24 protein-coding genes, 2 pseudogenes and 1 riboswitch are annotated in these 21,497 nt (G+C 61.2%); of the genes and pseudogenes, 15 read left to right on the top strand and 11 right to left on the bottom strand.

Going from position 1 to position 21,497, the window contains the following annotated elements:
• Positions 1–99: 99 nt before the first annotated feature.
• The gene (locus FS804_RS05520) at positions 100–711 is read left to right on the top strand and encodes a LysE family translocator (RefSeq protein WP_144575412.1); all 612 of its coding nucleotides are present in this window, start codon (positions 100–102) and stop codon (positions 709–711) included.
• Between the two features lie 25 nt (positions 712–736).
• Here the strand turns inward: FS804_RS05520 and FS804_RS05515 are convergent, their stop codons facing one another.
• Positions 737–1,564 (bottom strand): aldo/keto reductase, encoded by an 828-nt coding sequence (locus FS804_RS05515; RefSeq protein ID WP_144575409.1) that lies wholly within the window; start codon positions 1,562–1,564, stop codon positions 737–739.
• A gap of 206 nt (positions 1,565–1,770) precedes the next feature.
• Here FS804_RS05515 and FS804_RS05510 point away from each other — a divergent pair, with 206 nt between their 5' ends.
• Both FS804_RS05510 and FS804_RS05505 read left to right on the top strand, forming a co-directional pair.
• Positions 1,771–2,478: a YafY family protein gene (locus FS804_RS05510; RefSeq protein WP_144575406.1), complete on the top strand. Its 708-nt coding sequence runs from the start codon at positions 1,771–1,773 to the stop codon at positions 2,476–2,478.
• Positions 2,479–2,526: 48 nt separating this feature from the next.
• A complete protein-coding gene (locus tag FS804_RS05505) occupies positions 2,527–2,895 on the top strand; it encodes a VOC family protein (RefSeq protein ID WP_063950870.1) in 369 nt (122 codons plus the stop codon).
• A gap of 2 nt (positions 2,896–2,897) precedes the next feature.
• Here FS804_RS05505 and tam read toward each other — a convergent pair whose 3' ends face one another.
• On the bottom strand, positions 2,898–3,668 hold the full coding sequence (gene tam, locus FS804_RS05500; protein WP_063950871.1) for a trans-aconitate 2-methyltransferase: 771 nt from the start codon (positions 3,666–3,668) through the stop codon (positions 2,898–2,900).
• Between the two features lie 338 nt (positions 3,669–4,006).
• Between tam and FS804_RS05495 the strand changes: the two genes are divergently transcribed.
• Positions 4,007–4,888, top strand: coding sequence for a branched-chain amino acid aminotransferase (locus FS804_RS05495; protein ID WP_144575403.1), 882 nt, complete (start codon positions 4,007–4,009; stop codon positions 4,886–4,888).
• Between the two features lie 159 nt (positions 4,889–5,047).
• A pseudogene (locus tag FS804_RS05490) lies at positions 5,048–7,407 on the top strand (methyl-accepting chemotaxis protein).
• A 229-nt stretch (positions 7,408–7,636) separates the two neighbouring features.
• On the opposite strand, the gene FS804_RS05485 reads toward FS804_RS05490, so the two are convergent.
• Positions 7,637–8,524, bottom strand: coding sequence for a LysR family transcriptional regulator (locus FS804_RS05485; RefSeq protein WP_144575385.1), 888 nt, complete (start codon positions 8,522–8,524; stop codon positions 7,637–7,639).
• Positions 8,525–8,620: 96 nt separating this feature from the next.
• Here FS804_RS05485 and FS804_RS05480 point away from each other — a divergent pair, with 96 nt between their 5' ends.
• Positions 8,621–9,163 carry a GNAT family N-acetyltransferase gene (locus FS804_RS05480; RefSeq protein ID WP_063951098.1) on the top strand — a complete coding sequence of 181 codons (543 nt, stop codon included), beginning with the start codon at positions 8,621–8,623 and terminating at the stop codon, positions 9,161–9,163.
• Between the two features lie 4 nt (positions 9,164–9,167).
• Here the strand turns inward: FS804_RS05480 and FS804_RS05475 are convergent, their stop codons facing one another.
• A complete protein-coding gene (locus FS804_RS05475; RefSeq protein WP_186376662.1) occupies positions 9,168–9,512 on the bottom strand; it encodes a hypothetical protein in 345 nt (114 codons plus the stop codon).
• A gap of 220 nt (positions 9,513–9,732) precedes the next feature.
• Between FS804_RS05475 and FS804_RS05470 the strand changes: the two genes are divergently transcribed.
• The 7 genes from FS804_RS05470 (at position 9,733) to FS804_RS05440 (ending at position 14,782) form a co-directional block, all read left to right on the top strand.
• Positions 9,733–10,335 (top strand): superoxide dismutase, encoded by a 603-nt coding sequence (locus tag FS804_RS05470; RefSeq protein WP_003494380.1) that lies wholly within the window; start codon positions 9,733–9,735, stop codon positions 10,333–10,335.
• A 112-nt stretch (positions 10,336–10,447) separates the two neighbouring features.
• Complete coding sequence (locus FS804_RS05465; RefSeq protein ID WP_144575380.1) at positions 10,448–11,293, top strand: metallophosphoesterase; 846 nt, start codon at positions 10,448–10,450, stop codon at positions 11,291–11,293.
• A 259-nt stretch (positions 11,294–11,552) separates the two neighbouring features.
• On the top strand, positions 11,553–11,987 hold the full coding sequence (locus FS804_RS05460) for a cytochrome c (protein ID WP_063950875.1): 435 nt from the start codon (positions 11,553–11,555) through the stop codon (positions 11,985–11,987).
• A gap of 87 nt (positions 11,988–12,074) precedes the next feature.
• Positions 12,075–12,995 (top strand): cytochrome c, encoded by a 921-nt coding sequence (locus FS804_RS05455; protein ID WP_144575377.1) that lies wholly within the window; start codon positions 12,075–12,077, stop codon positions 12,993–12,995.
• Between the two features lie 185 nt (positions 12,996–13,180).
• A riboswitch (cobalamin riboswitch) is annotated at positions 13,181–13,397 on the top strand.
• A gap of 160 nt (positions 13,398–13,557) precedes the next feature.
• On the top strand, positions 13,558–13,740 hold the full coding sequence (locus tag FS804_RS05450) for a CbtB-domain containing protein (RefSeq protein WP_063950877.1): 183 nt from the start codon (positions 13,558–13,560) through the stop codon (positions 13,738–13,740).
• 12 nt (positions 13,741–13,752) lie between these two features.
• Positions 13,753–14,463 carry a CbtA family protein gene (locus tag FS804_RS05445; RefSeq protein WP_144575375.1) on the top strand — a complete coding sequence of 237 codons (711 nt, stop codon included), beginning with the start codon at positions 13,753–13,755 and terminating at the stop codon, positions 14,461–14,463.
• A 4-nt stretch (positions 14,464–14,467) separates the two neighbouring features.
• Entirely contained in the window at positions 14,468–14,782 is a 315-nt protein-coding gene (locus FS804_RS05440) for a hypothetical protein (RefSeq protein ID WP_144575373.1), read from the top strand.
• 177 nt (positions 14,783–14,959) lie between these two features.
• On the opposite strand, the pseudogene FS804_RS05435 reads toward FS804_RS05440, so the two are convergent.
• The 4 genes and pseudogenes from FS804_RS05435 to FS804_RS24900 all read right to left on the bottom strand — a co-directional run bounded on the left by FS804_RS05435 (position 14,960) and on the right by FS804_RS24900 (position 17,055).
• Positions 14,960–15,522: pseudogene (locus tag FS804_RS05435) on the bottom strand (type 1 glutamine amidotransferase family protein).
• 19 nt (positions 15,523–15,541) lie between these two features.
• Positions 15,542–16,030 carry a GNAT family N-acetyltransferase gene (locus tag FS804_RS05430; protein ID WP_144575370.1) on the bottom strand — a complete coding sequence of 163 codons (489 nt, stop codon included), beginning with the start codon at positions 16,028–16,030 and terminating at the stop codon, positions 15,542–15,544.
• 203 nt (positions 16,031–16,233) lie between these two features.
• Positions 16,234–16,647 carry a helix-turn-helix domain-containing protein gene (locus FS804_RS05425; RefSeq protein WP_063950881.1) on the bottom strand — a complete coding sequence of 138 codons (414 nt, stop codon included), beginning with the start codon at positions 16,645–16,647 and terminating at the stop codon, positions 16,234–16,236.
• Between the two features lie 60 nt (positions 16,648–16,707).
• A complete protein-coding gene (locus FS804_RS24900; protein WP_186376661.1) occupies positions 16,708–17,055 on the bottom strand; it encodes a hypothetical protein in 348 nt (115 codons plus the stop codon).
• A gap of 129 nt (positions 17,056–17,184) precedes the next feature.
• Between FS804_RS24900 and dmeR the strand changes: the two genes are divergently transcribed.
• Entirely contained in the window at positions 17,185–17,457 is a 273-nt protein-coding gene (gene dmeR, locus FS804_RS05415; protein WP_063950883.1) for a Ni(II)/Co(II)-sensing transcriptional repressor DmeR, read from the top strand.
• A 62-nt stretch (positions 17,458–17,519) separates the two neighbouring features.
• Positions 17,520–18,554, top strand: coding sequence for a CDF family Co(II)/Ni(II) efflux transporter DmeF (gene dmeF / locus FS804_RS05410; protein ID WP_144575367.1), 1,035 nt, complete (start codon positions 17,520–17,522; stop codon positions 18,552–18,554).
• Positions 18,555–18,564: 10 nt separating this feature from the next.
• On the opposite strand, the gene FS804_RS05405 is transcribed toward dmeF, so the two are convergent.
• From FS804_RS05405 to FS804_RS05390, 3 genes are all read right to left on the bottom strand, one after another.
• Positions 18,565–18,852 carry a hypothetical protein gene (locus tag FS804_RS05405; RefSeq protein ID WP_144575364.1) on the bottom strand — a complete coding sequence of 96 codons (288 nt, stop codon included), beginning with the start codon at positions 18,850–18,852 and terminating at the stop codon, positions 18,565–18,567.
• A gap of 406 nt (positions 18,853–19,258) precedes the next feature.
• Positions 19,259–20,365, bottom strand: coding sequence for a glycine betaine/L-proline ABC transporter ATP-binding protein (locus FS804_RS05395; protein WP_144575361.1), 1,107 nt, complete (start codon positions 20,363–20,365; stop codon positions 19,259–19,261).
• Positions 20,358–21,266, bottom strand: coding sequence for a proline/glycine betaine ABC transporter permease (locus FS804_RS05390; RefSeq protein ID WP_063950887.1), 909 nt, complete (start codon positions 21,264–21,266; stop codon positions 20,358–20,360). The genes FS804_RS05395 and FS804_RS05390 overlap by 8 nt, the downstream gene beginning before the upstream one ends.
• Between the last annotated feature and the right edge of the window lie 231 nt (positions 21,267–21,497).

Raw genomic sequence — 21,497 nt, 5'->3', positions numbered from 1 at the left:
GGTAACGGTGTGCGGATGTGGCGCTGCAATTTCATCCAAGACACCCACCCCGCGCACCATCATGCTCCCGTCCTCCACCCAAGAGGACAAACCCGCACCATGACACCTGAATTCCTCATCACATCCTTCATCGTCGCCGCCTCTCCCGGAACCGGCGTGGTCTACACGTTGGCGGCCGGCCTTTCGCAGGGGGCAAAGGCGAGCGTGGTTGCGGCCCTAGGCTGCACGCTCGGCATCGTGCCGCATCTGCTCGCCGCCATCACCGGCCTTGCCGCCATCCTGCACACCAGTGCGCTGGCCTTTAGCGTGGTCAAATATCTGGGGGTCGCCTATCTGCTCTACATGGCGTGGAATACGCTGCGGGAGAATGGCGCGCTGAAGATCGATGAGACGAGGCAGCCGCAAAAAGCCGCCCGCGTCATCGGTGAGGCGATCCTCATCAATCTGCTGAACGCGAAACTGTCGATCTTCTTTTTCGCTTTCCTGCCGCAGTTTATCGCGCCGGATGAGATTGTGCCGACGTGGCGCATGACCGAACTCGGGCTGGTCTTCATGGCCCTGACGCTTCTTGTCTTTACGCTTTACGGCTGCTTTGCCGCCTCGATCCGGCGGCAGGTGGTGTCACGTCCTTCGGTCCTCGCCTGGCTGAGGCGCAGCTTCGCCGCCGCTTTCGTGGCGCTGGGGGCGAAGCTGGCCCTGACCGAGCGATAAGACGGGACCCTATAGCCCCGTTGCCTCAGTCGTCCCAGTCGGGCGCGAGATGGCCCGGATTGACGATGCGGCCATCCGGCTTGGCAAGCGCGTGGATCGCCTGCATTTCCTCTTCCGTCAGCGCAAAATCGAAGATGTCGAAGTTCTCCTTCAGGCGGCTTTCGGTCGCCGTCTTGGAAAGCGCCACGATATCCGGCTGCTGCACCGCCCAGCGCAGGGCCACCTGCGCGGCGGTCTTGCCGTGCTTCGCGCCAATGTCCTTGAGAACAGGATCGTTCGGCACCTTGCCATCGGCCATCAGATAATAGGCCGTCACCGACATTCCGTGTTTGCGTGCGGCCGCGATCACCTTCGTCTGGTCTAGATAGGGGTGATATTCGATCTGGTTGGTGGCAAGCGGCGTGTCGGACAGTTTCACCGCCTCTTCGGTCAGTGCCACGTTGAAGTTGGAAATGCCGATATTGCGCGCCTTGCCGGCCTTGCGCACCGCGTTCAGCGCGCCCATGCGTTCGGCAAGCGGCACATCGCTTTTTGGCCAGTGCAGCAGCAAAAGGTCGACATAGTCGGTCTTCAGTTTCGCAAGGCTTTCATCGACGGAAGCGAGAAAATCATCGTGGCGATAGCGGTCCACCCAGACCTTGGTGGTCAGGAATATATCATGCCGGGAAATGCCGGACTGGGCGATGACCTCTCCGACAGCGCCTTCGTTCTTGTAGATCTGGGCCGTATCGACATGGCGGAAACCAAGCTTCAGCGCTTCCGGCAGAATGCGCCTGACATCGTCTTCCGGAATGCGGAAGGTGCCGAAACCAAGTGCGGGAATATCAGCACCATTCGCGTTGACGTGATACATGGAATGTCTCTCCTGTCATTGACTTGATGGACCGGCAGGAAAGCCGGCGGTGGGGCGTTCCGTTACTAACTGGTGTCAGTGCCATCGGTTTCAAGGTTTTGCATTCGCGGCTCATGGCATCCATTGCGGGTAGCCCTGTCCGGCGTTACCAGTCTGGCGCTGGAATGCCGTCAGCGGACCCGGCAGACCCAACGGAGAAACATCACGTGTCACGCTCACAGCGGCTCCTTGATCTCTTGCAGATCCTGCGGTCTCACCGCATGCCGGTCAGCGGCACCTTTCTTGCCGCCCGGACCGGCGTCAGCCTGCGCACGCTGTACCGTGACATCGCGACGTTGCAGGCGCAGGGGGCCGATATCGAGGGCGAAGCCGGGGTGGGTTACGTGTTGCGTCCGGGTTTCCTGTTGCCGCCGCTGATGTTTTCCCAGCAGGAGATCGAAGCGCTGGTGCTCGGCTCCCGCTGGGTGGCGGGTCGCGCCGATGCGCGGCTGGCGGAGGCTGCCCGGGCGGCGCTGGTCAAGATCGGCGCCGTTTTGCCGGATGCGCTGCGCGAGGAACTGGATCATTCCACGCTGTTGATTGGCCCCGGTCAGGGCGTCGCCGCGCTCCACATCGACCTCGCCGTCATCCGCGAGGTGATCCGCAAGGAAACCAAGGTCGTCATGACTTACCGCGACGAAAAGGGCGAGCTGACGGAGCGCGTTGTCTGGCCCTTCGCACTCGCCTTTTTCGATCTGGTGCGGGTGGTGCTGGGCTGGTGCGAGACACGGCAGGACTACCGCAGTTTCCGGGCCGACCGCATCGAAGACTTCCGCCCTCTCGACAGCCGTTACCCGCGCCGTCGTCAGGCATTGCTGAAGGAATGGCGCGAGCGGGAAAAACAGCGCCGGCGTGAGCATGCTGACAAAAACTGACAGGAGCTGGGTCTAGAAACCGTTCATCCGCAACACAGGAGAATAGCCATGACCCATCCCGACTTCACCATCCTCTATGTCGACAATCCGCCCGCCAGCACGGGATTCTACAAGGACCTCCTGGGCGTCGACCCTGTCGAAGCCTCGCCGACATTTGCCCTCTTCATACTTGAAACCGGCATGAAACTCGGCCTCTGGTCGCGTCACACTGTCGAGCCGAAGGCGTCGATGACCGGCGGCGGCGGTGAGATCGCGTTCCGGGTCGAAAATGAGACTAGAGTTGACGAGATTTTCGCCGCCTGGAAGGCGAGGGGCATCGACATTCTGCAGCCGCCATCGACCATGGATTTCGGCTACACATTTACCGCCGCTGACCCCGATCATCATCGTCTGCGGGTCTATGCTTTCGCGGGCTGACGTTACTTTTTCACTGCAACGATAAACAGTCTCGGAAAGCGCAGGAGCAGCCGCCCATCCGCCATCGCCGGATAGGCTGCGGTGATGCGTCTTTTATAGTCGGCGAGGAAAGCGTCGCGGTTTTCCTCACCGGCTGCGTCAAGATAGGGGCGCAGCCCCGTGCCCTTCACCCACTCAACGATGCTGTCCGCATCTGTCATGGGGTGGTTGTAGATCGTGTGCCAGACATCAACCCGCGCAGCTTTTGGCGAAAGCGCATCGAAATAGGCCGTAGGCGCGGGAAGCGGCTTGCGACGCAGCCGACCGTCCGAAAATTTGTCCTTCCACGGCCCTTCGTCACCCGTCTCATGCATTGCGATATGGGTCGGCTCCTGCAGATTGTCCGGCATCTGCACGGCGAGAACACCGCCGCTCTCCAGATGGTCCATCAGTTGCGACAGGACGGCGAGATGGTCCGGTATCCATTGGAAAACGGCGTTGGCGTAAAGCAAATCCGCTTTCTGCGCGGGCTTCCAAAGCGCAAGATCGGCCTTGCCGAAACGGGTGGTCGGCAGCCGGTCAACCGCCTTTGCCAGCATGTCGTCATCGCTATCGATGCCGGTGATGACATTGACGCCGTAACGCTCTGTCAGAAGCTCGGTGGAATTGCCGGGGCCGCAGCCGAGATCATAACCGTTCAACACCCGCTCCAGAGGCACCTGGGCGAGGAGATCGCGCGCGGGTCGCGTCCGCTCGTTTTCGAATTTGAGATATTGTTGCGCGGACCATACCATGTTTTACTCCTGCCGATTGCCGTCAGATCCGCAGCATGGCACGGGCGCCATGGCCCCGCCATCATCGGATCGATGAATTATTGTGATGAATTCATTCATCAACCTTTTGTTTCACCTTATAAAACATGCGCACAGGTTCATTGATTTGTTATTTTCCATCAAAATCAAAAATCCCGGCAATTAAACCTTGACCTGCCAGGGTCAGAGGCATTCACTCCGGCCGATTTTAAAGCCCGTGTCGGGGCCGAGCGCGCGCAGCGTTTGCCCGCCGATATGCACCAGACCTAAAATGACCGAGCGTTTTCGCAAGCCGGAAACGCCTGACACAGGAGACCGCAATGAGCGTCGATACCGCACCCCGATCAACCACATGGACCTATGTTGACGGTCAATGGCTGCCTGGCAATCCGCCGCTCATCGGGCCGACTTCGCATGCCATGTGGCTGGCCTCCACGGTATTTGACGGCGCACGCTGGTTCGATGGCGTCGCACCCGATCTTGATCTGCACTGCCAGCGCGTCAATCGCTCCGCCACCAACATGGGCATGAGGCCGACCATGACGGCCGAGGAGATCGAGACGCTGGCGCTCGAGGGCGTCAAGAAATTCGACGGCAAGATGGCGATCTACATCAAGCCGATGTACTGGGCCGAACATGGCATGCCGGGCAGCGTCGTGGCGCCGGATGCCAACTCCACCCGGTTTGCGCTCTGCCTGTTCGAGGCGCCGATGGATGCCGGCCAGCCGCTGACGCTCACCGTGTCGCCGTTGCGCCGTCCGTCGCCCGAAACGGCAATGACGGACGCCAAGGCCGGAAGCCTCTACCCGAACAGCGGGCGCGCCATCATCGAAGCGCGCTCGCGCGGGTTCGACAATGCGCTGATGCGCGACATGAACGGCAACGTCGCCGAATCCGCTTCGGCCAATGTCTTCATGGTCAAGGACGGGATCGTATTCACTCCCGTGCCGAACCGCACCTTCCTTGCGGGCATCACCCGTTCGCGTGTGATGGGCCTTCTGCGCCAGGCCGGGTTCGAGGTTCGCGAAGCAACGCTTTCGGTTGAGGATTTTCGTGAGGCGGACGAGATTTTCTGCTCGGGCAACTATTCCAAGGTGTCCCCCGTCGTGAAGCTCGATGATCGCGAGTTGCAGGCGGGACCCGTGGCCCGCAAGGCGCTCGACCTCTATATGGACTGGGCACGTCAGGGCTCAGACGCCTGATAGGGCGCTGTTTCAAGACACAAAGGCCGCGGCGATTTGTCCGCGGCCTTTTTGTTCGCATCTGCGAAAAATGCCCCCACAAAGGAGGGGGTATAAATTCAATTTTATAAAAGCGGCTTCAAGGTCTACCCATTGATTTTAAGGCTATGGGAGCCGTCCATGTTTTTCACCATACGTAATATTCTTATTGGTTTATTTCTCGTCATCAGTCTTTCGCTGGCGGGGCTCGTTGGAAACGGAATGTGGACTTCGTTCAAGAAGTTTCACGACTATTCCGAAGTCGCAGAGCTCGCATCGCTCGACAAGCAACTATTCGACGCCTTGCTGGCGTTTCGCGCCGAGCGTGGTCACAGCGCCTCGGCGCTGGCGGTTGATCTCTCGCGGGCGACCGGCAGCATCACGACGGCCCGCGCCGCACGCCAGCGTGTGGATGTTGCGGTCAATGCTTTTCTGGAGCAATCCGCTTCGCTCGATCATGCGGCGTTGCAGGAAGGCGTCGCGCGCGTCAAAACCGCCTATCAGCGGTTTGTCGATCTGCGGACCAGGATCGATTCCAATCTGACCCTGCCGCTCGATCGTCGCGAGAAGGGCATTGACAAGACAGTCCTCGCGCTCGGCACGGAATTGCTCACCGCGAAAGAGCAGGAATCGACGGACCTCGAAGGGCATACCCGGTCTCTCGACGAGACGCTGACCGGCATTATCCAGCTGCGGGCCAATGCCTGGGCAGCCCGCGCGGTTGCAGGCAGCGCCACCGTGATGCTGAACACTGTCGTCGCGGATCAACGATCCCTCACGTCACAGGAAATCCAGCAGCTCGGCAACCTGGATGCCACGGCGCTGTTTGCCTGGAAAATCACCGGCGACCTCATCGCCCATGAATCGACCCCGGCATCGCTCAAGACCGCTTATGCGGCTGCCGAAATGCCTATTTCAAGGGCGATTTCGCCGCTCGCCGGGCCCGCTTCGTCGACGATCTCTCAAACGGACGCACGCCGGCCTTCACCGTCGATACTTGGCGCACCACCGTCACCGAGAATATCGACGTCGTCGCGAAAGTCGCGTCCGACGCCATTGCTCTTCTGGATGCCAATGCCCAGGCAAGAAAGGCCGAAGCCTTTACGAATGCACTCGTTTATCTCGCGGTCTTCTTGGCGACATTTCTGGCCTGCATCGGCGGCCTGATCGTGATCTCCAAGCGGGTCACCCGTCCGATTTCTCGCCTGAGTGAAACGATGATGGGCCTTGCCAGCGGCAATCTCTCCATCGACGTGTCGGGGGCAGGTCGCGGTGACGAAATCGGCGAAATGGCGCGTGCCGTGGAAATCTTCCGCGAGGCCGCGCTGCGTAAACGCGAACTGGAAATGCAGGCCGATGCCAACCGGGAACAGAGCGACCGCGACCGCGTCGCGTTACAGCAACGGGCAGAGGCCGAGGCCGAAGAGCGCCTCAACCAGGCGATCCGCTTGCTGGCAGAAGGCCTGCGCCGCCTGGCGTCCGGCGACATGCTGGCGGAAATCACAACGCCTCTTGCCCCGCAATTCGAGGCGCTGCGGCATGATTTCAATAGCGCCGTGGTTCAGCTGCGGGATGCGCTCACAAGCGTCGGCCACTCCGTCCAGACGGTAAATGGCGGCGCACACGAGGTCTCGTCCGCTTCCGACGATCTTTCCCGTCGCACCGAGCAGCAGGCTGCGTCGCTCGAAGAAACCGCCGCGGCGCTGGAGCAGATCACCGCCAATGTCTCCGCAACCTCCAAACGCGCCAACGAGGCGCGCGAAACCGTGCGAGATGCCCGGGCAAGAGCCGATCTGTCCGGCAGGGTGGTGCGTGACGCGGTCGCGGCCATGGAACGGATCGAGCATTCCTCGAGCCAGATCGGCCAGATCATCGGGGTGATCGATGAAATTGCGTTCCAGACCAACCTTCTGGCGCTGAATGCCGGGGTGGAGGCGGCACGGGCGGGCGATGCAGGCAAGGGCTTTGCGGTCGTTGCACAAGAGGTGCGCGAATTGGCCCAGCGATCCGCCAATGCGGCAAAGGAAATCAAACAGCTCATCCATACATCGGCTGTTGCGGTGGGCGAGGGGGTGAAGCTGGTCGCCGATACCGGCGTCGGCCTCTCCGAAATCGAGCAGCTGGTGCTGTCAGTCAACAGCCATATGGATGCCATCGCGACCGCAGCGCAGGAACAATCCGCGGGCCTTTCCGAGGTCAACACCGCCGTCAACCATATGGATCAGGCCACGCAGCAGAATGCCGCCATGGTTGAGGAAATGAACGCCGCCGGTGCGGGCCTTGCGCAGGAGTGCGCCAATCTCCAGGCACTCTTGGCGCAGTTCCAGCTCGGCCAGCAGGCCTCTGTGTTGCGGGAGACGGCGCGACAGATGCAGCGCGCAGCAAAGCCAGCGCAGGCGCCTGCCACCCAAACCTCCCCGGCTGCGAAGGCCCGCCCGGTTTCCGCTTCGCGCGGTAACGCGGCGCTGGCCGTGAAGGGGGATGACTGGACGGAGTTTTGAGAACGAACCTCGTGGGACTGAATGTGTGGGTGGAGGCTTGGTTATGGGCTCCGTCACCCCCGGACTGGATCCGGGGTCCAGCGCGATCAAGTCCCTGATCGCGAAAGACTCTCTTCACGGCGCAGACGCGCCGTGGCTGGATGCCGGATCAAGTCCGGCATGACGCAGGAGAGAGTACGGGGCCTTCTCGTCAACAAGTCGAGGCCTGCCCTCGCAGCCGGCACGGGCCTCATCCTTTCCGCACATCGGGCAGCGCAGCGGCAAGCGCCCGCAGCGGCGCGGTCATATGTTTGTCGCGGCGCATCGCCAGCGCGATCCGCCGTTCAAGCGGCGGTTCGAGCGAGCGCCATTCGAGCCCGGATGCCGCCTCTTCATGCTCCATCGCCATGCGCGGCACGATGGCAAGGCCAAGGCCCGCACCTGCGAGCTTTTTGATCGCTTCGACGCTGCCCAGTTCCATGGCGGGCTGCACGGTGCGGCCGCTTGCCGAAAACCATTGATCCACCAGCCGGCGCGTATTGCCGCCCTCGTAAAGCAGCAGCGGCCGCGCCGAAAGCGTCTCGGCGTTGAGCGCCGTTGCATCAGAGACGGAGCCTTGCGGGAAAACCGCGACCATCTCATCGAGACGAATCTCGCTGATATCGAGGCTGCGACCGCTCGCGGGCAGGGCCACCACGGCGGCGTCGATCATATTGGCCTCCAGGAGCCGCAGGATATCGTGGGTATTGCCAGTCTGCACCACGATCTCGATACCCGGCATGGCACGCCGGATATCGCCCAGCACCGGCGGCAGCAGATAAATGCAGGCGGTGGCGCCCGTGCCGATGCGCAGGCGCCCGGTGATGCCGCTCCGGTGCGGCGCGACGGTGTCGATGGCATGCGCCACTTCCTCAGCAATCCGCCTTGCATGGATGAGGAAGTCGCGGCCCGCAGCCGTCGGCTGGGCGCGTCTGCCGACCCTTTCGATCAACCGCACGCCCAGCTGTTTCTCGAGCAGCCTGATGTGCAGGCTCACGGCCGGCTGCGTCAGCCCGGCCTTGTCGGCGGCGGCGGAAAAGCTGCCGAGATCGGCCACATCCATGAAACTGCGCAGCTGCCGCAGATCGAGGTCCATCATCAAAGAAAACCTTATCGTTTGTATAAGTCAGATAATCTTTATTTTGACCGCGCCGCAATGCACAATGCCGGCGTAAATGATCCGCAGGACAAGAGAATGACCCCTCCCACCACTTCCAGCCTTCTGATCCGCCCCTGTGAAGAGGCGGATATCCCAGCCATCACTGAAATCTACCGGGATGCAGTCTTGCATGGCCGCGCCAGTTTCGAGATCGATCCGCCAACGGCGGAAACAATGGCGGAGCGCCGCCGTCTTCTGGTCGAGGGCAATTTTCCCTATCTCATCGCCGAGGCGGAAGGCAAAGTGGCTGGATACGCCTATGCCGGCGCTTACCGCGCCCGCCCGGCCTATGGCGCAACAGTCGAGGACTCGGTCTATATCGACCCCTCGATGAAAGGCATGGGTATTGGCCGGAAGCTGCTGGACGCCCTGATCAGCGAGGCAACCGCGCGTGGCTTCCGGCAGATGATCGCCGTCATCGGCGACAGCGCCAATGCGGCATCGGTCGGCGTGCATCGCGCCGCCGGTTTCGAGCTTGTCGGCACGTTCAAATCCATTGGCTGGAAACATGGCCAATGGCTGGACACGGTGCTGATGCAACGTGCGCTGGGCGAAGGCGATACGACGCCGCGCTTCTAAGCAATCAGGGTTTCGTGGAGCCAGGAATCTCCACCTTCAGCGTATCGCCCGCAAGTTCGCTGCCCAGTTCCACGGCCTTGGTTTTCTTGTCATAGACGCAAATATGGCTGACGGTCGCATCCGCTCCCTTCGCCTTGCCGGTGAGAATGGCGAGGCCGTAGTTTTCGCTGCCGAAGGGATCGACCACCGCCTTCGCATCCTCGATCATATCCTTGGCGCCAGCGAGGCAGGCCGTCTGGACCTGCGCTGCGAATTCTTTCCATGCATCGTCAGACGAGGCGGCGGCCGGAAGCGCGAGTGCGCAGAGCGTGGCAACGAGGATAAGGGGGCGGATCAAAGGGCGGGTCATGGAATTTCCTTCCTGCATTGTCGGCAAAACAGAACCGATAGGGTGTAAAACGGTACGCTGCGGTTGTGAAACAAATGTGGTGGCGCCGGTGGCGAGATGAATTTTCTCCTTTGGCGGAACATTTTGATAATTCACCGGTTGCCCAAACAGAGCTTCGCTCCTATGGTCCGCTCACACGGTTTCTAGGAGCGGTAACCCGCTGCAAAAAGGAGTAAAAACCATGGCCTTCGAACTTCCCGAACTCCCCTACGACTACGACGCGCTTGCACCTTACATGTCGCGCGAGACGCTCGAGTTCCACCACGACAAGCACCACAAGGCTTATGTCGACAACGGTAACAAGCTGGCTGCCGAGGCCGGTCTTTCCGACCTGTCGCTCGAAGAAGTCGTGAAGAAGTCCTTTGGCACCAATGCCGGTCTCTTCAACAACGCCGCGCAGCACTACAACCACGTCCATTTCTGGAAGTGGATGAAGAAGGACGGCGGCGGCAACAAGCTTCCGGGCAAGCTCGAGCAGGCGATCGCATCCGATCTCGGCGGTTACGACAAGTTCAAGGCGGATTTCATCGCTGCCGGCACCACGCAGTTCGGCTCCGGCTGGGCATGGCTCTCCGTCAAGAACGGCAAACTCGAAATCTCCAAGACCCCGAACGGCGAAAACCCGCTGGTGCACGGTGCAGAGCCGATCCTCGGCGTCGACGTCTGGGAACACTCCTACTACATCGACTACCGCAACCTGCGTCCGAAGTACCTCGAAGCCTTCGTCGATAACCTCATCAACTGGGACTACGTCCTGGAGCGTTACGAAGCCGCTGCCAAGTAAGGCTTTAACAACGGAATTCCTGAGCACCCGGCCATCGCGCCGGGTGTTCTGCTTTCTGGCCGACCGTGCACTGTCACAAGCCTGTCATCCGCCGGGTTTATCGCGGCGCATCATGACTGAAAAAAGCACGCCTCTCTTCTCCTTCGGCATTGTCGCCGATCCCCAATATGCCGATGTCGATCCGCGTCCCGATATGGGCCGCTATTATCGCGAGAGCCCTGCAAAACTTGCCGCCGCCATCGATGTCTTCAATGCCGAGGACCTCGCCTTCGTGGTGACGCTCGGCGATATCATCGATCGCGACTTTGCGAGTTTTGATGTCATTCTCAGCGTCTATGACAGGCTTCGGCACCCGTCGGTGATGCTACCCGGCAACCACGATTTTTCGGTCGCGCCCGAGCATCTCGGCGCTATCCATGCCCGCCTTGGCATGTCTGCCCCCTGGCATGATTTCGCCATTGGTAATGTCCGCTTCGTGGTTCTCGATGGTAATGAGGTCAGCCTTTTTGCGCCCCCGCCAGGTGATGTACGCCGTGTGCTTGCCGAAGAACGGCTGAAGCGTCTCACGGACGCAGGCGCAATCAATGCGCAGGACTGGAATGCCTCGCTGGGTGACGCGCAGTTCGAATGGCTTCGGTCGGTTCTGCAAAAGGCGGATGCTACAGGCGAAAAGGTCGTCCTTTTCTGCCACTACCCGGTTTTTCCGGAAAACGCCCACAATATGTGGGATGCGCAACGCATTCTCGAGATTCTCGGTGCGCACCCGTCGGCCGTCGCATGGTTCAACGGCCATAATCACGAGGGCAATTACGGCGTGCTCGGCAAGACCCATTTCGTCAATTTCAAGGGCATGGTCGATACACCCGACCGCAATACCTTTGCCATCGCCGATGTGTTTGCCGACCGGATCGCGATTCGCGGATTTGGCCGTGAGGAAGACCGCGTTTTGGCGCTCTGATCGGGGCATCGGCTGTTTGCGTCGCCGGCTTCGGTGACGTTTATCGGCCGCGCCGCCTGCTTCCAGGCGGTTATTCCCATTCAGTCTGCCGTCGGCGTCAGGCCATAGGACCCGGGGTGATGTGCGTCGTCATCCTGCCTAGACTTCTGTTTTCTTGGAAGAATTCACCGCAATGTGACTTCTTTTCGCCATGGGGACAGGGCATCCTCCCGGCGTTGCGTTCAAAGCCCGGCATTCGCCGGCATCAAGGAGAGAGTGTATGAAACTGAAAACCATCACGGCGGCCATGCTGTTCGGCTGTCTTTGCGCCGGAGCGGTCTACGCTGCCGGCGAAGTCGAAAAGCGCGAAGGCATGATGAAGCAGATCGGTGGCGCCATGGGTTCGCTTGCCGCGATCTCCAAGGGCGAGAAGCCCTTTGATGCGGACACCGTCAAGACTGCCGTGACAACCATCAGCACCAATGCCAAGGCTTTCCCTGACCAGTTTCCCGCCGGCACCGAGACCGGCAGCGCGGCAGCGCCCGCCATCTGGGAAAATTTCGATGATTTCAAGGCCAAGGCCGTCAAGCTCGGAACGGACGCCGATGCGGTTCTCGCCAATATGCCCACCGACCAGGCCGGCGTTGCCACGGCCATGAAGACGCTCGGCGCCGATTGCGGCACCTGCCACCAGACCTACCGTCTGAAGAAATAAGCGACGTATCTGGAAACGCCGCTCACAGGCGGCGTTTTCCGGCAGGCAAGGCACCTGGCCAGGTCAGGTGAGATTGGGGAGAGGGGCATGTCCTCCATCTGGACGAAACTCGTCGGTGGTGCCGTGATTGCGGCGATTGCGGGCTACGGCATATTTACCTGGGTTACAGCGCCTGAACGGCAGGCGCCGAGCCATTGGGTTAGCCTGGGCGACCCCGATCTCGCCAACGGCGAAACGCTGTTCTGGGCCGGCGGCTGCGCCAGCTGTCACGCCGCATCCGATGCGAAGGGAGAGGCGCAACTGACGCTTTCGGGCGGACAAGCGCTGCCAAGTCCCTTCGGAACCTTCCATGTTCCAAATATCTCCTCCGATCCGCAGCACGGCATCGGCGCCTGGACGCTGGCGGAGTTCGGCGATGCCATGACGCGCGGCGTCGGCAAGAATGGCGAGCATCTCTATCCGTCCTTCCCCTACGCGTCCTATGCCCGCATGACGCAGAAGGACATCAACGATCTCTTCGGTTACCTGAAAACCCTGCCGGCCAGCCAGAACGATGCGCCGGATCACGAGTTACCGTTCCCCTTCAACATGCGCATCGTGCTGGGCGGCTGGAAGTTCCTTTATTTCGACCCCGCCGCCCCGCCGCGCGTCGAGCTTGCCAACGCCAATGCCGAGCTGCTGCGTGGCCAATATCTGGTGGAAGGACCCGGCCATTGCGGCGAATGCCACACGCCACGCAATGCGCTTGGCGGCTTCCTGGCGGACAAATGGCTGGCGGGCGGCCCCAATCCCGAAGGCGAGGGCCGCATTCCAGACATTACCCCCGGTTCGCAGAGCATCGGCAGTTGGACAAAGGCCGATATTGCCAGCTATCTCGAAACCGGCTTCACCCCGGAATTCGACAGCGTCGGCGGCTCCATGGTCAAGGTCCAGCAGAACATGGCGCATCTGACCGCCGAAGATCGCGATGCGATTGCCGCCTATCTGAAGGCGATCCCGGCGCGGTAATCCTCAGCCGTCATGCCGGGCCAGATCCGGCATCCAGCCACGGCGCGTCTGCACCGTGAGAAGAGTCTCTTGCGATCAAGGACTTGATCGCGCTGGACCCCTGATCTAGTCCGGGGTGACGGAGGTGGAGGCGACGGCGTGCAGTTCGAAATCAGGCCCACCATTGACTCCCGCTCTCGCCCGGCGGATAACAACCTTGTGATGGTTCCTTCCGGGCATTCCGGAAGGTGAAAAGGGAACACGATAGGGAGACATCCTCATTCGTGGCTGCCCCCGCAACTGTGAGCGGAGAGCCTGAAACGAAATGCCACTGGCAAGCCACCTGAGAGGAGGGCGCGCCGGGAAGGTGTTTCAGGTTTTGACCCGTAAGCCAGGAGACCTGCCATTACGGAAATATCCATGCCGGCGGGGTGTCCGGAAGAGCGGAATGTCAGGGTGGCGGGATCAATGCCGCCCTGTGTCAGTCTCGTATCCCCGTGGTGAAGTATATCGCATGCGGTCTTGCGGCTTCTGCCGCCCGGCCGCGTCCAAAGGCGCGGGGTCGCGCCGGAGAGGGGTCACCATGTCCATCAATCAGAATACGGCCAATGCCGCCGCGTCTGCAAAAACAGCGAGCTTCGCGCAATCGCTCACCGCGATCGTGCTTGGCCTGTTCATCGTCGGTTTTGTCGGTTTTTCCCATGTGGAAGCCGTCCACAATGCCGCGCACGACACGCGCCATGCCAACGCCTTCCCCTGCCACTGAGGGGGGAGCGGCATGTCTTTCTTCCGTAACATCGTCTTTACCGCCATTCTCGTCGGCATTGTCGGCGGCTTCGCTGTCTCCGCCATGCAGGCTGTCGGCACCACGCCGCTCATCCTTCAGGCGGAAACCTTTGAAAGCGCTGGTGAAGCGCCGCATAGCCATGATGCGCCTGCACCGGGCGCTGCGGCTCCCGCCCATGAGCACAACGACGAGGCATGGGCTCCGGCCGATGGTTTCGAGCGTAACGCCTACACCGTCGCGGCCAATGTGCTCACCGCCATCGGTTACGCGCTGGTGCTGACCGGCCTGATGTCGCTGCGTGGTACCAATGCCGGTTGGCGCGAAGGCCTTCTCTGGGGCGTTGCCGGCTTTGCCGCCGTCATGCTTGCTCCTATGATCGGCCTGCCGCCGGAATTGCCGGGCAGCCCGGCCGCAGCCCTTGAAGCACGGCAGATCTGGTGGCTTGCAACCGTTGCCGCAACCGCGGGCGGCATTGCGCTGATCGCATTCCGTCGCGAGCCCTGGGCGATTGTTCTGGCGCTGGTGATGATTGTCGCGCCGCATGTGGTGGGTGCGCCGCTGCCGCCGGAAGGCGAGCATGCGCTGGCGCCGCTGCCGCTCGAGCGTCAGTTCATCGTTGCCGCCACCGTCACCAGCTTCGTCTTCTGGGCGCTTCTCGGCACGTTGAGCGCGTTTTTCCTGAAGCGCTTCCAGCAGGCTTGAAACCATGCAGGACGCAGCGGAGTGGAGTGAGGAACTCGATGCGCTGCGTTTTGCCGTTCCCGGTCACGGCGCGCCATGCGCCGTACACCGCCTTGCCTTCAAGGCGGTGCTGGGGCCGAGCCCCGATCGTTATGCGGCGCTTGCCTATTTTCAAGACCACGAAGCTGCTTTTGCCGCTGCGGCAATCTTCAAGATCAAACGCTCAAACTTGCCCGCCGGCCGCAGCCTGCATTTGAACAGCCGCGATATCCGCCGCGCGATTGCCGGCAAGGGACCGGAGTTTGCGGCGCGTGTGTGCCGGGTGCTTGATCGAGAATAGCGCAGGATGATTTGCGAGAGACATCTTCTTCTCGACCGTCATGCCGGACTTGATCCGGCATCCAGCCGACGCGCGTCTGCGCGGCGGGAGAAGTCTTTTCAGCCCAAGGACTTGGGCTGGTTGGATACCGGCTCAGGGCCGGTATGACGGAGGGAGGGCGGAATAACGCTCTGCGGCTCACCCATGCTCCGCCGCAAAAACCTGAAGTTCTGCCTCGGCTTCCGGACCAAAGAGTCCGAGGCTTTTCAGAATTTCCACGGCGAAACTCACCGGCGCGCTGCCGGCGTGATAATGCCGCCGTCACTGACCGCTTTTGGCTGATCGCGATAAAGCGCTTCGCCACGATACGTCGGATAGGCCTTGTGCGATGCCAGCGCATTGCCGGTATGGGCGACATCATCAAGAACGCCCGTGCCGCCGAGCGCACTTGCCGCCGCGCAGATGCCGGCGACCAGCCGGTGCCTGTCGCGAAACCGGTATACCAGCCCGCCAAGATCGGCAGCCGTGCCCTTTTCCCAACTGAGACCGCCGGGGATGACGAGCGCATCGATGTCAACGGGATCGAGCGCGTCATAGGATGTATCCGGCGTCACCTTCAGCCCGCCCATGGACGTTACCGGCCGGCCATCGGGCGTGGCATAAACGATCTCGACGCCGAGATAGCTGCGTGCAGCCGCCGCCAGCAGCGCCGGCTCCCAGTCCGCAAAATCCTCAGCCAACGCAATGGCAATCCGTGTCATGGCCGTCTCCGTGGGTCAATCAGGCGATGGACTGCATGTAACGCATGCCGGTGACCGGCCGCGGCGCGAAATCCATGTTTTGGTAGAAACGATGCGCCGCCACATTGCCTGTTGTGGCGCTGACGGAAAGATAGTCGCAGCCGAGCCGCTTGGCGATATCCCGCGCTCGGGACACCAGATGCTGGCCGGTGCCATGGCCGCGATGGCCATCACGGACGAAGAGGTGATGCAGCTCCAGCCCGCGCCGGCCTTCTTGCGCTCGGTAGAGCGGCAGAAGCAGCGCGTAACCGATCAGCGCACCGTCCGCCTCGGCCACCAGCCCGTGCACCCATGGCAGCGGGCCGAACAGGTCGCGTTCCAGTTTCGCCGGCGTGATCGCCGCCGCATCGCCGTGGTAGGAGGCAAGCAGCGTGATCATCTCGTTGAGCTCGGGCAGATCGGTCTTGCGCGCGCCGCGAATGATGACGACGGGCGGTCTTTCCAGTGTCAGGGAGCTATCTTCGGTCATTTCTCGGTCCTTTGGTCTTATCTGTGCCGTCAGGACGCTTGAAAAACAACAAAGCCGCCTGACGGCGGCTTGTTGACAATATGATCTGTCGAGCCGCCCTTAAAGGAAGGCCCAAAAATACGAGCAGGAGATGGGTGCGCGTTCGTTGATCATGAGACATCAAATGCGCCCGAATCCGTAAACTGTCAAGTCCGGTTTTTCACTCAGTGCTCGCCCTCGCACATGTCGTGGTTGGACAGCGCCCGGATGACGTAGCAATCCTCGATCGAATGGCCGTGGCAATGGGAGACGATGCGTTCCAGTTCGTGTTCCAGCTTCTTCAGGCTGGCGATCTTCTCGCGCACATCCGCAAGATGTTCGGCGGCGATGCGATCCGCGCCGTCGCAGGGCATCTGCCGGTGCTGGCTGAGCGCGATGAGTTCTCGAATGGCATCGATGTTGAGGCCGAGATCGCGCGCGTGGCGGATGAAGGTCAACCTTTCGAGGTCGGATTTCTCGTAGCGGCGCTGGTTGCCCTCCGAGCGATCCGCCTCGCGGATGAGGCCCATCTGCTCGTAATAGCGGATCGTCGGAACCTTGACGCCGGTACGTTTCGACAGTTCACCGATGGACAGCATGATCTTCTCCAAATCTCCAGTCTCTAGAGATATGGCTTTTCCGCCGCCGGTTCAATGGCCTCAAGCGGCTCCTTCGACGCCGAGAGCATGGGCGAGCGCCTTCAGGATCTGCGATTCGAGGCTTGCCATATCCGGCTGGGCGGAAGCGGTCACATCAGCATTGGCGCCAGTTGCGGCGGCAGCGCCGCTGTCCATGTTCCAGAGAGCGGCAGCGAGGCTCGCGGAGGCGCCGGCCAGCGGAGCGACAGCGGTGGCGACATTGCCTGCCACCGAAATGGCGCGATGGGCCGCCCGCGTCAGCTCCTGCAAAGCCTCGGTGGTGGACTGGCTCTCCCGGTTGTGCGCAGGCGCGATGCCGCGGACGGGGGAGGCGAAATTGATGCTGCTGGTTGCTGCGATAGTCGTCATGACTGTGAGTCCCCTAGTTCTGATGGGGCATTTTTAAGCGTCGAAACATTCGCGAAGATTGCGTCCTACGCGTCTTGTGCAAAAAATAATGCCGATATACTATACCCCCCTATAGTATATGAGGTCACCATGTCCCATACCATCCGCAACAAGGACAAGCTGCTTGCCCGCATCCGCCGCCTGAAGGGGCAGATGGAAGCGGTGGAGCGTGCGCTTGATGACGCCAAGCCCTGTGGCGAGGTGCTGCAATTGCTCGCTTCGGTGCGCGGCGCGCTCTCCGGTCTGACAGGGGAGGTGATGCAGGAGCACCTGCATGAGCATGTGGTGCATGCCGAGACCGAAGACGAACGGGCGCGGGCGGCAGAAGAGCTGGCCCAGGTGCTGAAGACCTACATCCGGTAAATCGGCCGACAGCAAATCGAACCGAACATTTAATCGACATCATAGATGCGGGATAAAGCGACATGACGACGACGACATCCGAACACCGTGCCGCGACTGGCCACGACCACGTTTTCCTCGGCCAGAACCACGAGCGCAATGAAAAGCGCGTGTGGATGGTCATCGCGCTGACCACCGCCATGATGGTGGCCGAAATCGTCGCCGGCCACTGGTACGGTTCCATGGCGCTGACGGCCGATGGGTGGCACATGTCGACCCATGCCGGCGCGATGCTGATTTCGGCGCTCGCTTATCTTTATGCCCGGCGCGAAGCGCGTAACCCGCGCTTCACCTTCGGCACCGGCAAGTTCGGCGATCTCGCCGGCTTTGCCAGCGCCATCGTACTGGCGGTCGTGGCGTTGCTGATTGCGGTGGAAAGCGGGATGCGCCTCGTTAATCCGATCGAGATCGATTTCAACCAGGCCATTCTCGTCGCCGCCATCGGCCTTGCCGTCAATCTTTTGAGCGCCGTGCTTTTGAAGGATGATCACCACCACGATCATGGCCATGGTCACGGCCATTCACATGGCTCGCATGCCCATCACGGGCACGGCAGCCACGCCCATCACGATCACGGTTCCCATGCCGGTCACCATGCCGGCCACCATGCCGAGCACGGCGCAAAGGGCGGTCGGGACAACAATCTGCGCGCCGCCTATCTGCATGTGCTGGCAGACGCGCTGACCTCGGTTCTCGCCATCGTCGCGCTGCTTCTTGGCAAGTGGAACGGCTGGTCGTTCCTCGATCCTTTGATGGGTATCGTTGGCGGCTTGGTGATTGCCCGCTGGTCCTGGGGCCTGATCCGCTCGACGGCGACGACGCTGCTCGACGCGCTGCCGGATGCCGAGGATCTGCCGCAGGAAATCCGTGAAACTGTGGAAACGGAAGAAGATCGCATCACGGACCTGCATGTCTGGCAGGTGGGGCCGGGGCATCACGCCGCCATCGTGGCGATCCATTCGCAGGCGCCGAAAGCGCCGGCGTTTTATAAGCAGAAACTTGCCGCCATACATGAACTGTCGCATGTGACGGTGGAAGTGAGCCCGGCAAGGGCCTGATCAGACTCGCTTATTCGGTATATTCCGAGTAAGCGCTACGCACCCATTCGACCTGCGCTTTCGCCTTGTCTTCCGGAGAGGCGGTGGCCGTTTCCTGGAGGGCGGGCGCATTGCCGCTGCCGACCGCCCAGAGCACATTGGCCAGCGACTGCGAGAGAATGGTGCTGGAAACCGTAGGGTTGCCAGGACCGCGATTTACGGCCTGCTCCTCCGGCGCATTCTGCGCGCCGCCGGCTTTTTCGATGTCACGAATGCGACCTTTGTAGTTGTATCCGCCAATACTGCTTTCGATCTGCATGTCAGTGATTCCGCGTTCAAAAGTTAACGAAAAGTTAACGAAAAGTTAACGGTGCGGACTTGCGTGAGCCTTGCGTCTGCTGCGCTGCAGCGACAGGGAAGGGTTGACAGGCGGCGAAGTGGCGCTTCGTTTTTGCCTAATGGAGACGGGCAGGGACCTAATGAAGACGGGCAAGGAGGAGGTTGCCAGCTTTGTCCCTCGCGGCATTGCAGCCCGGTTTAAATTTCTGCCGCCATAAACACCTCGCTCCCGTCATTCCGGCCTGGAGCCAGATTCCAGCCGGCGCGCATCTGCGCGGCAAGAGAGTCCTTTCAGTCCAAGGACTTGGCCTGGCTGGATAACGGCTCAAGGCCGGTATGACGGAAAGAGGAAATCTCGCGGACGCGCCAATCCGTCTGGTGTCGGATTATGCCGTTTCCTTCTCCATCGGCACAACCGTTTCCTGGAGCTTCTCCGGTTCCTCCGCCGTTTCCGCCTTCACCTCCACCTCCTGCGGCGCCGGCGTCACCATGGCGGCCACCAGCGTGTCGAGCCCGATGCTGCCGACCGGTTTGCCGTCCTCGTCCACCACATGAGCCTGCGTCTCGTTGGCTTCAGAGAGATCGCGGGCGATGGTTTCGAGCGTTGCGTTCTCGGGGACCGGCATGCCCTCTGGCTTGCTCTCCAGCGGCTCCATGACCGTGTTTGCCTGCAGCACGCGGCCGCGATTGACGTCGCGCACGAAGTCGGTGACGTAACCATCGGCCGGTGAAAGGATGATGCTCTGGCCGTCGCCCTGCTGCACCACTTCGCCGTCTTTCAGGATGGCAATGTGGTCGCCGAGCCTGAGCGCCTCATCCAGATCATGGGTGATGAACACGACGGTCTTCTTCAACTCCTGTTGCAGATCGAGCAGCATCGTCTGCATATCCACGCGGATCAGCGGGTCGAGAGCCGAATAGGCCTCGTCCATCAGGAGAATATCGGCATCGTTGGCAAGCGCCCGCGCAAGGCCTACACGCTGCTGCATGCCGCCGGAAAGCTGGTTCGGATAATAGTCTTCGTAACCGGCAAGGCCGACACGCTCCAGCCAGTAGCGGCCCTTTTCCTCGCTCTTGCTGCGCGGCACGCTCTGGATATCGAGGCCGTAGACGCTGTTTTCAAGCACGGTGCGATGCGGCAGAAGGCCAAACTTCTGAAACACCATCGCCGTTTTGTGGCGGCGGAATTGCCTGAGCGCCGAGGTGCTCATGCCGCAGATATCCTCGCCGTCATAGAGAACTTCGCCGGCGGTCGGGTCGATCAGCCGGTTGATGTGGCGGATCAGAGTCGACTTGCCGGAGCCTGACAGGCCCATGACGACGGTGATCTTGCCGCCCGGCATGGTGATGTTGATGTTGTTGAGGCCAAGCACGTGATTGTGCCTGTCGTTCAGCTCCACCTTGTCCATGCCTTTACGCACCGCTTCGAGATATTTCTCGGGATGCTTGCCGAAGATCTTGTAAAGATTCCTGATTTCGATGCTTTTAGCCATGGGAGACCTCGCGGTATTTCTGCAGGCGCTTGCCGAAAGCCTGGCTCGCCCGGTCGAACATGATGGCGATGGCGACCAGAGCGAAACCGTTCAGGAAGCCCACCGTGAAGAACTGGTTGTTGATGGCCTGCAGCACGTTCTTGCCGAGCCCGCCGACACCGACCATGGAGGCGACGACGACCATGGCGAGCGCCATCATGATGGTCTGGTTGATGCCGGTCATGATGGTCGGCAGTGCCAGCGGCAGCTGTACGTTGAACAGCTTCTGACCGTTGGAGGAGCCGAAGGCGTCTGCCGCCTCAAGCACTTCCCGGTCCACCAGGCGGATGCCGAGGCTGGTGAGGCGGATGACCGGCGGAATGGCATAGATCACCACTGCGATCAGGCCCGGAACCTTGCCGATGCCAAAAATCACCACCACGGGGATGAGATAAACGAAGCTGGGCAGGGTCTGCATCACGTCGAGCACGGGATTGATGAGACGTTGCAGGCGTTCCGAACGACCCATCAGGATGCCGAGCGGCAGGCCGATGACGATGGCGATCAGGGTGGCGATGGCCACGATGGAGAGCGTCGTCATGGCATCGCGCCAGAGGCCGACGGCGCCGATCATCAGCAGGGAAAGGGCGGTTCCGGCCGTGATCTTGAAGCTGCGCCCGGCCAGATGCACGATGGCGAGAATGACCAGCATGGTGATGATCCACGGGGTCTGGATGAACAGCCGCTCCGAGGAATTGAGGAAGAGCTGCAGCGGATGCACGACGACATCGATCGCATCGCCGTAATTGCGCACGATATCGCGAAAGCCGTCATCGATCGTCTTGCGCGCCACGCGCATGGTGGAGTTGTCGATCGCCGGGAACTTGCAGAGCAGGTCCGGCAGGTAGGTGCAGAGGGCCATTATTGTTGTTTTCCCTTTGGGTTTTGGGGGAGGTGCGTTGGGCGACGGAGGCTGGGCATGCCCCCCTCTGTCCTGCCGGACATCTCCCCCACAAGGGGGGAGATCGACCAGCGGTGAGAGATACGCCCATCACGCACGTCGCGGATTTGTGAGGAGGGTGCGCCCAGCCGATCTCCTCCTTGTGGGGGAGATGCCCGGCAGGGCAGAGGGGGTAAGCGGCTTGCGCCGACT

This window comes from Agrobacterium sp. DE0009, assembly GCF_007680755.1.
Taxonomy (GTDB): Bacteria; Pseudomonadota; Alphaproteobacteria; order Rhizobiales; family Rhizobiaceae; genus Agrobacterium; species Agrobacterium tumefaciens_B.
Note: the sequence above shows the minus strand (reverse complement) of the source record. Positions and strands in the feature narration are given on the sequence as shown.

Coding starts and splice junctions, on each gene's coding strand:
- FS804_RS05470 (WP_003494380.1), top strand. CDS start 9,733: ATGGCCTTCGAACTTCCCGAACTCCCCTACGACTACGACGCGCTTGCA.
- FS804_RS05455 (WP_144575377.1), top strand. CDS start 12,075: ATGTCCTCCATCTGGACGAAACTCGTCGGTGGTGCCGTGATTGCGGCG.
- FS804_RS05460 (WP_063950875.1), top strand. CDS start 11,553: ATGAAACTGAAAACCATCACGGCGGCCATGCTGTTCGGCTGTCTTTGC.
- tam (WP_063950871.1), bottom strand. CDS start 3,668: ATGGTATGGTCCGCGCAACAATATCTCAAATTCGAAAACGAGCGGACG.
- dmeF (WP_144575367.1), top strand. CDS start 17,520: ATGACGACGACGACATCCGAACACCGTGCCGCGACTGGCCACGACCAC.
- FS804_RS05475 (WP_186376662.1), bottom strand. CDS start 9,512: ATGACCCGCCCTTTGATCCGCCCCCTTATCCTCGTTGCCACGCTCTGC.
- FS804_RS05430 (WP_144575370.1), bottom strand. CDS start 16,030: ATGACCGAAGATAGCTCCCTGACACTGGAAAGACCGCCCGTCGTCATC.
- FS804_RS05465 (WP_144575380.1), top strand. CDS start 10,448: ATGACTGAAAAAAGCACGCCTCTCTTCTCCTTCGGCATTGTCGCCGAT.
- FS804_RS05450 (WP_063950877.1), top strand. CDS start 13,558: ATGTCCATCAATCAGAATACGGCCAATGCCGCCGCGTCTGCAAAAACA.
- FS804_RS05445 (WP_144575375.1), top strand. CDS start 13,753: ATGTCTTTCTTCCGTAACATCGTCTTTACCGCCATTCTCGTCGGCATT.
- FS804_RS05520 (WP_144575412.1), top strand. CDS start 100: ATGACACCTGAATTCCTCATCACATCCTTCATCGTCGCCGCCTCTCCC.
- FS804_RS05495 (WP_144575403.1), top strand. CDS start 4,007: ATGAGCGTCGATACCGCACCCCGATCAACCACATGGACCTATGTTGAC.
- FS804_RS05390 (WP_063950887.1), bottom strand. CDS start 21,266: ATGGCCCTCTGCACCTACCTGCCGGACCTGCTCTGCAAGTTCCCGGCG.
- FS804_RS05485 (WP_144575385.1), bottom strand. CDS start 8,524: ATGATGGACCTCGATCTGCGGCAGCTGCGCAGTTTCATGGATGTGGCC.
- FS804_RS24900 (WP_186376661.1), bottom strand. CDS start 17,055: ATGACGACTATCGCAGCAACCAGCAGCATCAATTTCGCCTCCCCCGTC.
- FS804_RS05440 (WP_144575373.1), top strand. CDS start 14,468: ATGCAGGACGCAGCGGAGTGGAGTGAGGAACTCGATGCGCTGCGTTTT.
- FS804_RS05395 (WP_144575361.1), bottom strand. CDS start 20,365: ATGGCTAAAAGCATCGAAATCAGGAATCTTTACAAGATCTTCGGCAAG.
- FS804_RS05505 (WP_063950870.1), top strand. CDS start 2,527: ATGACCCATCCCGACTTCACCATCCTCTATGTCGACAATCCGCCCGCC.
- dmeR (WP_063950883.1), top strand. CDS start 17,185: ATGTCCCATACCATCCGCAACAAGGACAAGCTGCTTGCCCGCATCCGC.
- FS804_RS05480 (WP_063951098.1), top strand. CDS start 8,621: ATGACCCCTCCCACCACTTCCAGCCTTCTGATCCGCCCCTGTGAAGAG.
- FS804_RS05515 (WP_144575409.1), bottom strand. CDS start 1,564: ATGTATCACGTCAACGCGAATGGTGCTGATATTCCCGCACTTGGTTTC.
- FS804_RS05405 (WP_144575364.1), bottom strand. CDS start 18,852: ATGCAGATCGAAAGCAGTATTGGCGGATACAACTACAAAGGTCGCATT.
- FS804_RS05425 (WP_063950881.1), bottom strand. CDS start 16,647: ATGCTGTCCATCGGTGAACTGTCGAAACGTACCGGCGTCAAGGTTCCG.